Raw genomic sequence first — 14480 nt, 5'->3', positions numbered from 1 at the left:
GCCGCTTGCCCCGGCGGGCCTCGCCGTGGGCCCGCTCACGGCCTCCGCCAGGAGCGGAAGGCCCGCAGTTGTTCCGGCGTGACCACGCTCTCCAGGTGTTCGTCGTCCTGGTCGCCACCGCCGAGCGCGGCCAGCAGGCGCCGGGCCGGAACGTTGCGGTCGGTGCGCCGCGCCGTCAGCCGGACCTTCGCGCCGCCGAGCTCGTCGGCCCGGTCCGCCAGCCAGCCCAACAGCCGCTCCTCGACACCGCGGCCGAGGGCACGGCAGCTCAAGTTCCATGCGAGCACGTCGAGTCGGTCGCCGTCCCCGCGCAGGGCGAGCAGGCCGATCTGCCCGTAGTCGCCGAAGCGGTCCCGCGCGGCGACCGTCCACACCTCGCCCTGCTCCCGCCAGCGCGCCAGATCACCACCGTCGGCGGACCGGGGGTGCAGGGTGAACTGAGCGGTACGGCGGACGAGTTGTTCGGCCCGCTCGACGTCCGCGGCGGACAGGGCCCTGATGTCGACCTCCAGCCGCAGTTGGGCCAGGAACTCCTCGAATCCGGCCTGTTCCCGCGCCGCGTCCCGCTCGCGTTCCTGTGCGTAGAACCCCGCCCGCAGCGCGTCCTCGGCCGTCGCCGCCGCGGGAACGAGCGGCCACAACCGGCGCAGGAACGCGTCGAGTTCGGCCGCGGGAGGGCAGGTGACGGACAGGACCTCGGGCAGTGCCGCCCGCACGGCCGCGATCTCGACCGCGTTGTCGTCGAGGAACAGGAAGCTGTCCAGTCCCAGGCCGAGCGTGCGCGCGGCCTCCGTGAGGCGGTCCGGCTTGGGTCCCCAGCCCGCGGACAGGACACTGAGGTGCTCGGCCTTCAGCAGGCTGTCGGGACGGTCAAGGACGGCCCGTACGGTGTCCTCGTCGTTGTTGCTGACCAGGGCGAGCAGCGTGCCCGCTGCCCTCCACCGCAGCAGCGTCCTGGCCAGCGCGGCGCGCGGTCCGGTCAGGTCCACCGACTCGGGTCCCGTCTCCCCGGCGACCCCGCCCCACAGGGTCTCGTCGCCGTCCACCGCGATCACCTTCGGCGTGGGACGGAGGGCCGCGCGGGCGGCCTGGGTCAGCCGCAGCGCGACCGCCGCCTGGAAGCGGGGCGTGAAGGGGAGATGGGCCAGCCGCTCGGTCCGCTCGTCGAAGGGATCGGGGACTGCGTGGTGACCCGTCCAGTCGTCGGGGCCGATCACGGCGATGCCGGGCGCCTCGCTCAGTTCGACGGCGAGGTCGTTCTCCCAGCGCGCGAAGCGGTCGTCCCGCCGCGCGGAGGGCAGCACGCCGACGATCAGGGGCCGACGGGTCCGCTCGGACAGGGCCCGCAGCGCGGCCCGGTAGGCGGTGCCCAGTTCGGCGAGCACCACGTCGGTCACCGCGCCGAAGCGCTCCAGGTCCGCCGCCCTCAGCAGCACCACACCCACCGCCGTGGCGGGATCGGCGAGAACGCCCGACGGATCCCTCAGGGCGGCGAGCACGTGGTGGTACGGCGCTTCGGTGACCGTCAGGCCCGTGTCCCCGTCTCCCTCCGCCATCGCCGCCTCGCACAGCAGCGGGAGGTTGCCGAGCGCGAAGGTGGAGGCGACGGCGAGTGAGCGGCGCGAGCGGTCAGCGGGAGCCTTCTCGGACGGAGCGTCCTCGGGCGCCTTCTCGACCGGAACCTCCGCGGCCGTCGGAGCCGCCACGGGACCCGGTGCGCGGACCGTCGCCGTCGGGTCGTCCGCCGTCTCGGCGAGCAGCCGCAGGAAGGCCTCCGCCAGCTCGGTCGAGGTCTCCGCGTCCAGGATGTCGAGGTTGTGGTCGAGCCGGACGCGGCCGGCGTCCGGGGTCATCGTGATCATGAGGTCGAGGTCGGAGTAGCCCGTTCCGGCCGGAAGCACCTCCAGCCGGCGGAGCGGGGCCGCCGAGGAGCGTACGTAGTTGAAGTACACCTCCACCAGCGGGGCGTTCGGCCGGTGCAGCCCCTGCCCGGCCAGCGCCGGCAGCACGTCCGAGAACATGGCGCCCTGCGCGAGGATCCGGTCCAGGCGTGTGTCCGTCCGGCGCAGGACCTCCTCGATCCGCTCCCCCGCCGCGGCCTGCGCAGGGAACGGCACCGGCACGCCGAAGAAGCCCACGGCGCCGTAGGCGTCGGCGTGGATGCGCGTGTCGACGGGCACGGCGAGCACGAAGCGTTCCCGCTGCCGCATCCTGGCCAGCAGGACGGTCAGGGTGCCGAGGCAGAAGGCGGCCGGGGTGACGGCGAGTCGGCTCGCCGTCGCGGACACCCGCTCCATCAGCCCGCCGGGCAGCTCCACGGTCACGCTGCCCGCGCGGTACGAACGGGTCGCCGGACGCGGCCGGGCGAGTGTCAGGTCGAGGCGCCCGCTGCCGTGGAAGGCCTCGCGCCATCCCGAGCCGGAGGCGGAGGCCTCGCCGGTGCGCTGGGCCTCGACGAGCAGGTCGATGTCACGGTTGGTGACCGTGTCGCCGAGCGGGGTCCCGGACAGTTCGGCGTCGATCTCGCCCGCGACGAGCAGCAGCGACTGGAGATCGCTCACCGCGTGGTGCGCGCCGAACACGAGGGTCTGGCCGTGTGCGCCCGCGTCGAGGAGTTCGAACCGCCACAGGGGTGCCTTCGCCAGGTCGAACGGCGGCTCCAGCAGCCGGGACAACCAGTTACCCGCGTCCGGGGCGGCGTCCGCGGGCACGTGCGTCCAGCGCAGCAGCGGCTCGGTCAACTCCCTTTCCACCCGCAGCTGTCGGCCCCGGCCGGTGCCGGCGACGATCGCGGTGCGCAGAGCGGCGTGCCGTGCGGCGAGCCGGGTGACGACGCCGGTGAGCGTCTCGCGGGTGGCCGGGGTGGTGAGCCGTACCGCGAGTCCGACGGCGTGCGCAGCGTCCGGCATGCCCGGCTGAGCGCTGCGCAGCAGCCGGACGACGTCGCGGGTGGCGGGCCGCAGTTCGCTCTCGGGCACCTGCGACGGGGTCGCGGCCCGGGGCTCCGGTCGCGGTGTCCCGGTGCCGTGTTCGGGCAGCACCTCGTCGAGGGCCCGTGCGAGGCCCCGGATGTCGGACGCCGAGAGGACGGCGGCGGCGGGGAGTTCGGCGCCCAGGTCGCGTGCGAAGGCGTTGCGCAGCCGGACCAGCATGAGGGAGTCCAGGCCCAGCTGCTTCAGGGGTGTGGTCGCGGACAGTTCGGCGGCGCCGGAGATCTGGCCGGCCTTGCCCCGTACATACGCTTCGAGCCGTGCGGTCCGGTCCTGACCGGCCGGCGCCGCGAGCACCCGTGCGACGAGCTCGTCGGTGCCCGTCGGGTCCGTGGTCACGGTGATGAGGTCGCCCAGGATCGGGCGGGCGCGGGCCGCGTCCGGGTCGAGTTCGAGTGCGGCCCGGTCCAGCGCGAGGGGGGCGAGCTGGCGGCGGGAGGAGCCGAGCACCCGCTCGAACATCTCGCCGCCCTCCGCCGGGGTGAAGGCCAGGAGTCCCGAACGGCCGGTCTCGGCGGCCCGGTCGACGGAACCGGCGACCATGCCGACCTCGGCCCAGGCGCCCCAGTCCAGGCTCAGCGCACCACGGCCGGTGCGGGAGAGGTGGTGGGCCCAGGCGTCGAGGAAGGCGTTCGCCGCCGCGTACGGGCTCTGCCCCGCCGAGCCCAGGACACCGGCCGCCGAGGCGAAGAGGACGAACCTCTGTGCCTCCGGGGCCAGTTCGGTGAGCAGGGCGGTGCCGAGGACCTTGGGGGCGAGGACGCGCAGGACGCGGTCGCCGGTCAGGTTGGCCACGGTGGCGTCGTCGAGGACGCCCGCCGTGTGGACGACCGTGGCGATCGGTCCGGCCGTACGTCGTACCTCGTCCAGGGCCGTCTTCAAAGCGGTGCGGTCGGCAACGTCCGCGTGGACGAGGTGCACCGCGACTCCGCGGGCCTCGATGCCCTTGATCCACGCTTTCGCGGCCGCGTCGGGGCCGCTTCGGCTCAGCAGGGCCAGTCGGCGGGCGCCCCGGCGGAGCAGCCGTTCGGCGACCACCTTGCCGAGGCCGCCCAGGCCGCCGGTGATCAGGTGCACGCCGTCCGCGGTGATCCCGTCGTGTCCGCCGTCGTCCGGTCGGGTACGGGCCAGTCGCGGCACCAGCCGGCCCGACTCCCGCAGCGCTACGAGCCGTTCGTCGTCCGCGTGACGCAACTGCGTCCACAGGGCGTCCTCGGCGCCCGTGGCGTCCGTGGCGCCCGTGGCGGGCAGGTCGATCAGCGTGGTCGACAGGTGCGGGTACTCCTGGGCCACCGAGAGTCCGAGGCCCCAGGCGAGCGCCTGCTGAGGGTTCGTCACCTCGCCGCTGTCACCGGCCGCCTGGCTGCCCCGTACGACGACGAACAGGCGCGGGGAGCGGCCCCGGGGACGGTCGGCGAGCGCCCGCACCAGGTGCAGGGTGCTCAAGCAGCAGCACAGTGACGCCTCTTCGGCCGTGACGGTGTCCTCGACGGCAGGCGCGTCGAGCGCGGACAGCTGCACCACCCGTTCCGGCGGTCCGTCGGCGAAGGCCTCGTCGAACAGACGGGTCAACTGCCGTGGATCGGCCGGATCGAGAACGTAGCGGCCGGGACCCTCGACGGAGAACGCGGGTCCCCTGCGGGCGATCACATGGGGCACGGCGGCCGAGGCCAGCCGCTCCGCGAGGGCGTCGGCCGCTCCGGTCCGGTCGGCCAGGACGAGCCAGCCGCCGTCGACGGGCCTCTCCTGTGCGGGAGGGCGCGGCTGCCAGCGGGTCTCGAACAGGGCGCCGTCCAGCGGCGAGAGCGCTGCGAGTTCGAACTCCGTCGCCTCCAGGATGAGTTGCTCCTTCTCGTCCCAGAGCCGCAGGTCCAGGAGCGCGGTGTCGCCGTCCACGGAGCGCAGCCGGCAGGTCGCCCAGACGGGCGCCGACCGCAGACCGGTGAAGCGCAGCCGTCCGACACCGGCGGGCACGAAGGCCCGGCCGGAGGGCGCGCCGGCCGGCAGGGCCGCCGTGTGGAAGGCGGCGTCGAGGACCGCGGGATGCAGCAGATGACCGGCGGCGGGCTGCCGGACGAGGCGGCCGATCGCCGTGGTGTCCGTACGGCGGCCCTGCTCCAGGAGCCGGAAGGCGGGGCCGTAGTCGATGCCCAGGGCCGCGAGGCCCGCGTAGACGGCGGACAGGTCCGCCTCTGCGTCACACCGTTCGCGCAGCACAACGAGGTCTTCGCACGCGTCGCCAGCGTCGGTCGGGTCGGTCGCGTGGTGCGTGTCGGGCGCGAGGGGCGTCGCGGGCACCCCGGTCGCGTCGCCCGTGTCGGCCACGCCGGACGCGGGTTCGGGCGTGGCGTCGACGACCCGTCCGGTGACATGCCCTTCCCACGGCGCGGGCCGCTTCCCGGTGGCCGCGGAGGCGATGGTGAACTCCCGGGAACCGTCCTCCGCCGCCGGACGCATCACCAGTTGCAGCCGTACGGGCCTGTCCACGTCGAGGGCGAGGGGCCGCACGAACCTCACTTCGGTCAGGCGTACTTCGCCGCCGTCCCGCAGCAAGGAGGCGGCCTCCAGCGCCATGTCGAGGAACGCGGCGCCGGGCAGCCAGACCTCTCCGGCGACCCGGTGGTCGGTGAGGTACGCGAAGCGGCTGTCGCGCAGGTCGATGTCGGTCTGGAAGAGGTGGTGGCCGGGGGTGTCGCTGGCCTCGACATGGGTGCCGAGCAACGGTGAGGTTCCCGGCGTGCCGGTGGCCGGGGCGGGTGCGCGCCAGTGGCGTTCGCGGGCGAAGGCGTACGTGGGCAGGTCGATCCGGCGGCCTCCCGGGAGCAGCTTCCGCCAGTCCGGGGTGTGCCCGGCCTCGTACAACTCCCCCAGCCGGCCCAGCAGAACGTCTCGTCCGTCCGAGCCGCGGGCGAGCGAGCCGACCGCGACCGCGTCGACGCCCGCCTCGGCCGCCACCGCCTCGACCGACGCGGTGAGCGAGGGGTGCGGACTGAGCTCGACGAAGTAGCGGTAGCCGTCGTCCAGCATCCGCCGGATCGTGTCCGCGAAACGGACGGGGCGTCCGAGGTTCGCGTACCAGTGGTCCGGGTCCAGCCGGTCTCCGGGGACCGGTTCGGCCGCCACCGTCGAGTAGAGCGGGGTGGTCGTGCGGGTGCCGCGGATGCCGTGGAGCAGGTTCAGCAGTTCGGCGCGGACGGGTTCCATCAGGGGGGTGTGGGAGGCGAACGGTGTCGACAGCCGCCGTACGGGGATGTCCAGCTCGGCCAGTCGCGCGCGCAGTTCGGCCAGTGCCTCGCTGTCACCGGAGACGGCCGTGGACCGCGCGCTGTTGACCGCCGCGACGAACAGCCGGCCCGCGTGCGGCGCGAGCAGCTTCTCGGTCTCCGCGCGGGAGAGTTCCAGGGCCAGCATGGCGCCCTGTCCGACCAGCGGGGCGACCGCCCGGGCCCGCGCCGTCACCACGGCCACGGCGTCGTCCAGGGTGAGGGCGCCCGCGCTGTACGCGGCGGCGATCTCACCCAGGCTGTGTCCGGTCACGGCGTCGGGGCGGACGCCGAGGCCGCGCCAGGCGGCGGCGAGGGCCGAGTTGACCGCGAACAGGACCGGCTGGAGGAATTCGGTGCGCCCGAACGGAGCGAACTCCTCGGGTGCCCGCAGCACGTCGAGCACCGACCAGCCGACCCGGCGGTGCACCGCCTCGTCGATCCGGGCCAGCTCCTCGCGGAAGGCCTCCGACTCGGAGCCCAGCTCGGCGCCCATGCCGGGCCACTGACCTCCGTGCCCGGCGAACACGAAGGCCACCTTGCCCGTCCGCTCTACGCGGGACGGTGCGGTCGGCGTCCGACCGGCCGCCAACGCCCGGAGCCGGGTGCGCAGTTCGTCCCGGTCGTCGGCGACGATGCCCGCGCGCCGTTCGAAGTGGCTGCGGTACCGGGCCAGGGTGTGGGCGACGTCGGGCAGGGTGACGTCCCCGTCCAGGTGACGGAGGAGCCGTACCGCCTGCCCCCGCAGGGCCGCCTCGCCGCGCCCGGACAGCACGAACAGCCGTTTCTCCGGAGCGGTTTCCGGCTGCGGCGGGATCTCGGCGGGTTCGGCCTCCTCCACGATCAGGTGCGCGTTGGTCCCGCTGATCCCGAAGGCACTGACACCGGCCCGGCGGACACGGCCCTCCGAGGAGGGCCAGTCGACCGTCTCCCCCAGCAGACGCAGACCGCTGTCCTCCCAGTCGACGTGGCGGCTGGGGGTGGAGGCGTGCAGGGTGCGCGGCAGGGATCGGTGCCGAAGCGACTGCACGACCTTGATCAGGCCCACCACGCCCGAAGCGGCCTGTGTGTGACCGATGTTGGACTTGAGCGAGCCGAGATGGAGGGGGCGGCCCTCGGGGCGCGAGGCGCCGAAGACCTCCGCGAGGGCGTTCGCCTCGATCGGGTCGCCGAGGGTGGTGCCGGTCCCGTGGGCCTCGACGTGGTCGATGTCGGAGGGTTCGAGACCGGACAGCTCCAGGGCGCGCCGGATCACCTGCTCCTGGGCCGGGCCGTTCGGCGCGGACAGGCCCTGGCTGCGGCCGTCCTGGTTGACGGCCGTCCCGCGCAGCACGGCCAGCACCTCGTCGCCGTCACGCCGTGCGTCCGTGAGCCGCTTGAGGACGACCATGCCCGCGCCCTCGGCCCAGACGGCACCGTCGGCGTCGTCGGAGAAGGAGCGGCAGCGGCCGGTCGGCGACAGGCCCCGCAGACGGCTGAACTCGACGAACGTTCCGGGCGTCACCATCAGCGTCACCCCGCCGGCGAGCGCCAGGTCGCACTCGCCCGCGCGCAGCGCCTGGGCCGCAAGGTGCAGGGCCACCAGGGAGGAGGAGCAGGCGGTGTCCACCGTCAGCGCCGGTCCGTTCAGGCCCAGGGTGTACGCGAGCCGTCCCGAGGCCACGCTCGGCGCCGATCCGGTGCCGACGTACCCGTCGAGGTCGTCGAGCCGGGATCCCGCCAGGTAGTCGCTGCCGAACATGCCGACGTACACGCCGGTGGCGGTGCCCGCGAGCTCGGCCGGCACGATCCCGGCCCGCTCCAGCGCCTCCCAGGCGATCTCCAGCAGGAGCCGCTGCTGGGGGTCCATGGCGTCGGCCTCCTTCGGCGTGATGCCGAAGAACCCGGCGTCGAAGGACTCCAGGTCGTCGAGGAAGCCGCCTTCCTTCGCGTAGGACTTCCCCGGGGCCTCGGGGTCGGGGTCGTGCAGCGCCTCCACGTCCCAGCGGTCCGCGGGGAACGGGCCCACCGCGTCGCGGCCCTCGGCGAGAAGGTCCCAGAGGCCCTCCGGATCGTTCACACCGCCGGGCAGACGGCAGGCCATGGCCACCAGGGCCAGCGGCTCCTCGGACGGCGCGGCGGAGGTGCGCGGGGGCCGCTGCCCTGACGCGCCGTGCGCGGTGGCGCGGTCGCTCGCGCCCGGTGCTGCCAGGGCGGCGGTGCCGTCGTCCGTGGCGAGCACGGTCGTCAGCAGGTGGGCGGAGAGCCGGGCCGCACTGGGGTGGTCGAAGAGCAGGGTGGCGGGGAGCCTGGCGCCGACACGGGTGCTGATGCGGTTCCGCAGCTCCACCGCCGTCACCGAGTCCATGCCGAGCTCGCGCAGGGGTTGGTCGGGGCCGACGGACTCCGCCGACCGCAGGCCGAGCGCCCTGGACGCCTCCTCACGGACGAGGGCCAGGACGCGTGCGGCGCGGTCGGCCTCCGGGAGCCGCGCCAGCCGGGCCGCCAGGCCGACGCCGCCGTCCCGGCCGGCGCGGGGCGCGGGCAGCAGCGAGCGCCCCAGGGCGGCCGTCGCGTCGTCCGCGGCGGCCGTGGTCTCCCGCAGCCGGGGCAGGTCAAGGGACGCGGCGACCAGGTGCGGTGTGTTCCGGCGCAGGGCGAGTTCGACGAGTTCGCGGCCCTGGTCGGGGGTGAGGCTGCGGTGGCCCAGCCGGGCCATCCGGTCCAGGTCGGCGTGTTCGGCGGCGAGACCCTCGCCCGACCAGGCGCCGAACGAGACCGACACGGCGGGCAGGCCCGAGGAGCGCCGGTGGTGGGCGAGTTGGTCGAGGAAGACGTTGGCCGCCGCGTAGTTGCCCTGCCCCGGACTGCCGAGGAGGCCGGCCGCCGAGGAGATCAGCAGGAACAGGTCCAGCGGGACGCCCGCGGTGAGCCGGTGCAGCTGTGCGGCACCGTCCACCTTGGGGCGCAGCACCCGCGCGAGACGTTCGGGTGTCAGCTCGGCGATCACCCCGTCGTCCAGGATGCCGGCGCAGTGCACGACACCACGCAGGGGCAGCGTGTCGCCGACGCCTGCGAGCACGCCGGCCAGGGCGTCGGCGTCCGCGACGTCGCACGCCACGATCTCGACCTGGCAGCCGAGCGCGGCCAGTTCGGCGGTGATCTCGGCGGCGCGCGCGCCCGACGGGCCTTGACGTGATGTCAGAAGCAGCCGCGGTACGCCCTGTTCGGCGAGGAGGCGGCCGATCCGGCGGCCGACGGCGCCGAGTCCGCCGGTGATCAGGACGGTTCCGTCGGTGGGCACGGAGGCGCCCCGGTCGACGAGCCCGAGGACGGCGGGGGCGCTCGACTCCTCGCTCGGCAGGGTGTGGGTCGCGCGGGCTCGTATCAGCCGCGGAGCGAGCAGGACGCCTTCCCGGAGGGCGAGTTCGGGTTCGCGGTCCAGGGCCGCGGCCGTCGTCAGGACGTCGGCCGGACCGGGGCCCGCGAGGTCGAGCAGGGTCAGGGCGAGGTGCGGGTGTTCGGCCCTGGCGCTGCGCACGAGGCCCCACAGCACCGACTGGGCCAGACCCGGCACGCCGTCCCCGGCACCGGTCGCGACCGCGCCACGGGTCACCCAGAGGGTCCGGGTGGCCGGACGGTCGTCGGCGAGCGCGATCAGTGCTTGCAGTTCGGCCAGTGCGGAAGCGGCCAACTCATGTGCTGCGGCTGCCGGTTCGGTGCCGGACGCCGGTCGCGGCCAGAATCGTACGACGATGTCGGCGTCCGCCTCGCGCACCTCGACGCCTGCCGACTCCAGCCCGCGCAGGGCGTCCCCGACCTCCGGATCGGAGCGGTCGCCGTGCACCACCCACACGGCGGGCGACGCCGTCCCGGGCCGCTCGGTCACGGCCGTCCACGCCACCTCGTACAGGTGCCGGGCGTTCTCCGAGGCGCCGTTCAGGTCCGCGGGGTCGGCGGCCCGCAGCCGTACGTCCTCCAGCCGGCCCGCCGGAAGGCCGTCGGCGTCCCACAGGGTCACGTCGAGGACGACGTCCGTCCCGGAGCCGCCCGACCTCCGTACCAGCGCCGTGAGGTCGCCGCCCGGCTCGCCGGGCGGCAGGACGCAGCGGCCCACCGCGACGGGCAGGAGCACCCGGCCGTCGGAGGTGTCCAGCGCGGCGGCGACGTGCAGTGCGGCGTCGAGCAGCGCCGGGTGCACGGGGTAGGGACCGGCCGCGTCACGGGCCGCGTCCGGCAGCGACAGCCGGGCCAGCAGCTCGCCGGCATCGGGCGTCGTGACCGCCGAACGCACGGCCCGGAAGCTGGGACCGTAGCCGAGTCCGAGCGCGGCCAGTCTCTCGTAGGTCGCCGCGCTCCAGAGCGGCTCGGCGCTCTCCGGCCACACCGGCGCGGGGGCCGCATCCACGGGGGCGGGGGCCGCCGCCGACGCGGTGGCGTGCAGGGTCCAGCCGGTGGTCTCCCGGGCGCGTGGGCGGCTGTGCACGGTGATCTCGGGCGCGGATCCGGCGGTGACCACCTCGACCGACACCTCGACCGTGCCGGTCCGCGGCAGCACGAGCGGCGCGAGCAGGAGCAGATCGGTGACGTCGTCGCGGGCGTCCGGGCGGGCCACGGCGAGTGCGGCCCGGCACAGCTCCATCACGGTCGTGCCCGACACCACGGTCCGGCCGAACACGGCGTGGTCGGGAAGCCAGTCGGCGGTGGCCGGGGACCAGTCGTTGCGGAAGGTCCAGCGGGTCTCGTCCGGAGACTGCAACTGGACGCCGAGCAAGGGGTGCGCGGCGCGGTCGAAGGGGCCCGGGACCACGGACCCGGATCCGGTTCCGGGCTCGGTCCAGTGGACCTGCTGATCCCAGGCGTACGTGGGCAGTTCGGCCGTGGTCGTCCCGGGTACGAGGCGGCGCCAGTCGATCCGCCGTCCGTGGACGTGGAGTTCGGCGGCGGCGCGGTCGAGACAGGCGGGTCCGTCCTCGTCGCGGCGCAGCGATCCGACGGCGACCAGGTCCGTGATGCCGTGTTCCTCGGCGACGGTGCGGACGGCGGTGACGAGGGAGGGGTGGGGGCTGAGTTCCACGAAGTGGCGGTAGCCGTCGGCCGCCATGCGTTCCACGGCGGACGCGAAGCGCACCGGTTCCCGCAGGTTCGTGTACCAGTAGCCCGCTTCCCTGTCCTCGGTTACGGGCTCGCCGGTGACCGTGGAGTACCAGGCGACGTCGCTCGGGGTGGTGGTGACGCCGTCGAGTTCGTCGAGGATCGTCGTGCGCAGCGGCTCGACGCGGGGGGTGTGGGAGGCGTAGTCGACGTCGAGGCGGCGGACGAACACCTGCTCGCGGGCGAGGTCGGCGAGCAGGGCGTCGAGCGGCTCCACGTCACCGGCGATCACCGTCGAGCGGCCGCTGTTCACGGCGGCGACGGAGACGCGGCCGTCCAGTCCGCGCAGGCGCGCCTCGACCTCGGTGCCCGGCAGGGCGACGACGGCCATGGTCCCGGTGCCGGACAGACCGGTCAGGGCCTGGCTGCGCAGGGCGACGACCGCGGCGGCGTCGTTGAGGCTCAGCGCCCCGGCGACGCAGGCCGCGGCGACCTCGCCCTGGCTGTGTCCGACCACCGCGTCCGGGCGCACCCCGCGAGCGCGCCACACGGCGGCCAGGGAGACCATCACGGCGAAGAGGACCGGCTGGACGACGTCCACCCGTTCCAGGGAAGGGGCGCCCGCGTCTCCGCGCAGCACGGCCGCCACCGACCAGTCCGTGAACGGCCGCAGCGCTGCGTCGCAGCGGTCGAGTTCGTCGGCGAACACCGGTGACCGGTCGAGGAGTTCGCGGGCCATACCGGACCACTGGGAACCCTGGCCGGGGAACACGAACGCCAACTTGCCCGGCGGGGGCACCTGTTGGGGGCCCACGACGAGGTCGGGGTCCGGCCGGCCGTCGGTGAGGCCGCGGAGCGCGGTGAGCAGTTCGTCGTGGCTGCCCGCCCGGATGACGGCGCGGTGCTCGAAGTGTGTGCGGTGGTGGGTGAGCGTCGCGGCAACGGCGGCGAGCTCCGGCCGGGGTCGCGTGTCGAGCGCGTCGATCAGCCGGGCCGCCTGCCCGCGCAGGGCCGGGAGGGTGCGGGCGGAGAGCGGGAAGAGGAGCGGTGCGCCGGGACGTACGGGCTCGGCGGGCGTCGCGGCGGCGGTCGGTGTCGGCGAAGCAGCCGTGGTCGGTGTCAGGAAAGCAGCGGTGGCCGGTGTCGGAGGATCGGTCGGGAACGTGGCCGGCGTCGCCGGCGTGACCGGGTGGGCCGGGGACTCCACGGACTCCGGGGACTCCGGCGACCCCACGGACTCCGGGGACCCCACGGACCCCACCGACTCCACGGACCCCACGAACTCCTGGGACTCCTGGGACTCCGGGGACTCCGGGGACTCCGGGGACTCCGGGGACTCCGGGGACTCCGGGGACTCCTCCAGGATCACGTGGGCGTTGGTGCCGCTGATCCCGAACGCGCTCACCCCGGCCCGCCGCACCCGGTCACCGCGCCGCGGCCACGCTTCCGCGCCGCTCTGCACGCGCAGGCCGCCGCCCGCCCAGTCGACGCGGCCGGTCGGCGTATCGGCGTGCAGGGACGCCGGGAGCCGTTCGTGGCCTAGGGACAGGACCGTCTTGATGACACCGCCGATGCCCGCCGCGGCCTGTGCGTGACCGATGTTGGACTTCAGGGAGCCGACGCCCAGGGGCCTGCCGGCCGGACGCCCTGGTCCGAAGACCGACGCGAGCGCCCGGCCCTCGATGGGGTCGCCGAGCGGCGTGCCGGTGCCATGCGCCTCGACGTAGTCCAGGTCGCCCGGGTCGAGCCCGGCGTCGTCGAGGGCGGCGCGCAGCACCCGTTCCTGGGCGGGACCGTTCGGCGCGCTCAGGCCCTGGCTGCGGCCGTCCTGGTTGATCGCCGACCCCTTGATCACCGCGAGGACCCGGTCGCCGTCCCGGCGCGCGTCCGCGAGCCGTTTGAGGAGCACCAGCCCGCAGCCCTCGGCCCACACCACCCCGTCGGCCTCGGCCGAGAACGGGCTGCACCGTCCGGACGGCGACAGCGCGCGCAGTCTGCTGAACTCGACGTGCCCGCGCGGTGTCACGAGGAGTGTCGCCCCGCCGGCCAGGGCGAGGTCGCATTCGCCTCCGGCCAGGGCCCGGGCCGCCAGGTGCACGGCCACCAGGGAGGAGGAACAGGCGGTGTCGACGGTGACGGCCGGCCCCTGGAGGCCCATGGTGTACGCGATGCGCCCGGACGCGACGCTGGACGCCGAGCCCGTTCCCACGTGACCGTCGAGCCGGTCCAGCGGGGCCGAGGCGAGGTATCCGCTGTCGTACAGGCCGATGTAGACGCCCGTGAGGCTTCCGTCGAGTGTCTCCGGGACGATCCCGGCGCGCTCGATGGCCTCCCAGCCGGTCTCCAGCAGCAGCCGTTGCTGCGGGTCCATGGCCGCGGCCTCGCGCGGCGAGATGCCGAAGAAGGCGGCGTCGAAACGGTCGATGCCGGTCAGGAAGCCGCCGCGCAGGGTGTACGCCGTCCCCGTGGCCTCCGGGTCCGGGTCGAGGAGTCCCTCGGTGTTCCACCGGCCCGCCGGCACCTCGCCGACGGCGTCCTCGCCCGCGTCCAGCAGCCGCCAGAGGGCCTCCGGGTCGTGCGCGCCGCCGGGAAAACGGCAGGCCATGGAGATGATCGCGATGTCGTCGTCCCCCCGCGCGGACCGGCCGACCGGTGTGTCGTCCGGAGCCGGGGCCCTACCGGCCGTGCCCGGAGGCTGTTCGCCGCAGAGCATCCCGGCGATCCCCGCGATCGTGGGGTGGTCGAAGACGAGGGACGGTTCCAGCGGCCGCCCGGTCCACTCCGACAGGCCCGCGGCCAGCTTCACCAACTGCACGGAACCCAGGCCGAACTCGGCGATCGGCCGTTCCGGTGCGACGGCCGACGGGGCGAGCCCGGCCGCTTCGGCCACGGCGGACGTCAGCCAGGCCCGTACCCCTTCGACGGTCGTCGGGGACAACTCGGGGGACTGCTTCGGGGACTCGTTCGCAGGCATCTGGGCTGTGTCCTCGTGAACTTGGGCTCAGGTGGTGGATTCCGGACGGCGGGAGCGACGGGTGCGCACGGCCGGCGGGGACGACGGGTGGCGGAACGGCAGCGGCAACGGGCGCACCCGTCGGTGGCGGCCGACTCCGCGGGCGCGCGCGGACGTCGCCGGCCGCAGGAACGTGTACGC

General features: G+C 74.8%; 1 protein-coding gene. It reads right to left on the bottom strand.

Annotated features, from left to right (window positions below; genetic code table 11):
- Positions 1–35: 35 nt before the first annotated feature.
- Positions 36–14300, bottom strand: a complete 14265-nt coding sequence (locus ACFWI4_RS16745; RefSeq protein ID WP_387196383.1) for an SDR family NAD(P)-dependent oxidoreductase — start codon at positions 14298–14300, stop codon at positions 36–38.
- Positions 14301–14480 lie beyond the last annotated feature (180 nt).

The sequence above is a fragment of the Streptomyces sp. NPDC127038 genome (assembly GCF_042725875.1).
Classification (GTDB): domain Bacteria; phylum Actinomycetota; class Actinomycetes; order Streptomycetales; family Streptomycetaceae; genus Streptomyces.
This window is presented reverse-complemented; position numbering and strand designations above follow the sequence as displayed.

Excerpts from the sequence above, each read along its gene's own strand:
- ACFWI4_RS16745 (WP_387196383.1), bottom strand. The coding sequence starts at position 14,300 with ATGCCTGCGAACGAGTCCCCGAAGCAGTCCCCCGAGTTGTCCCCGACG.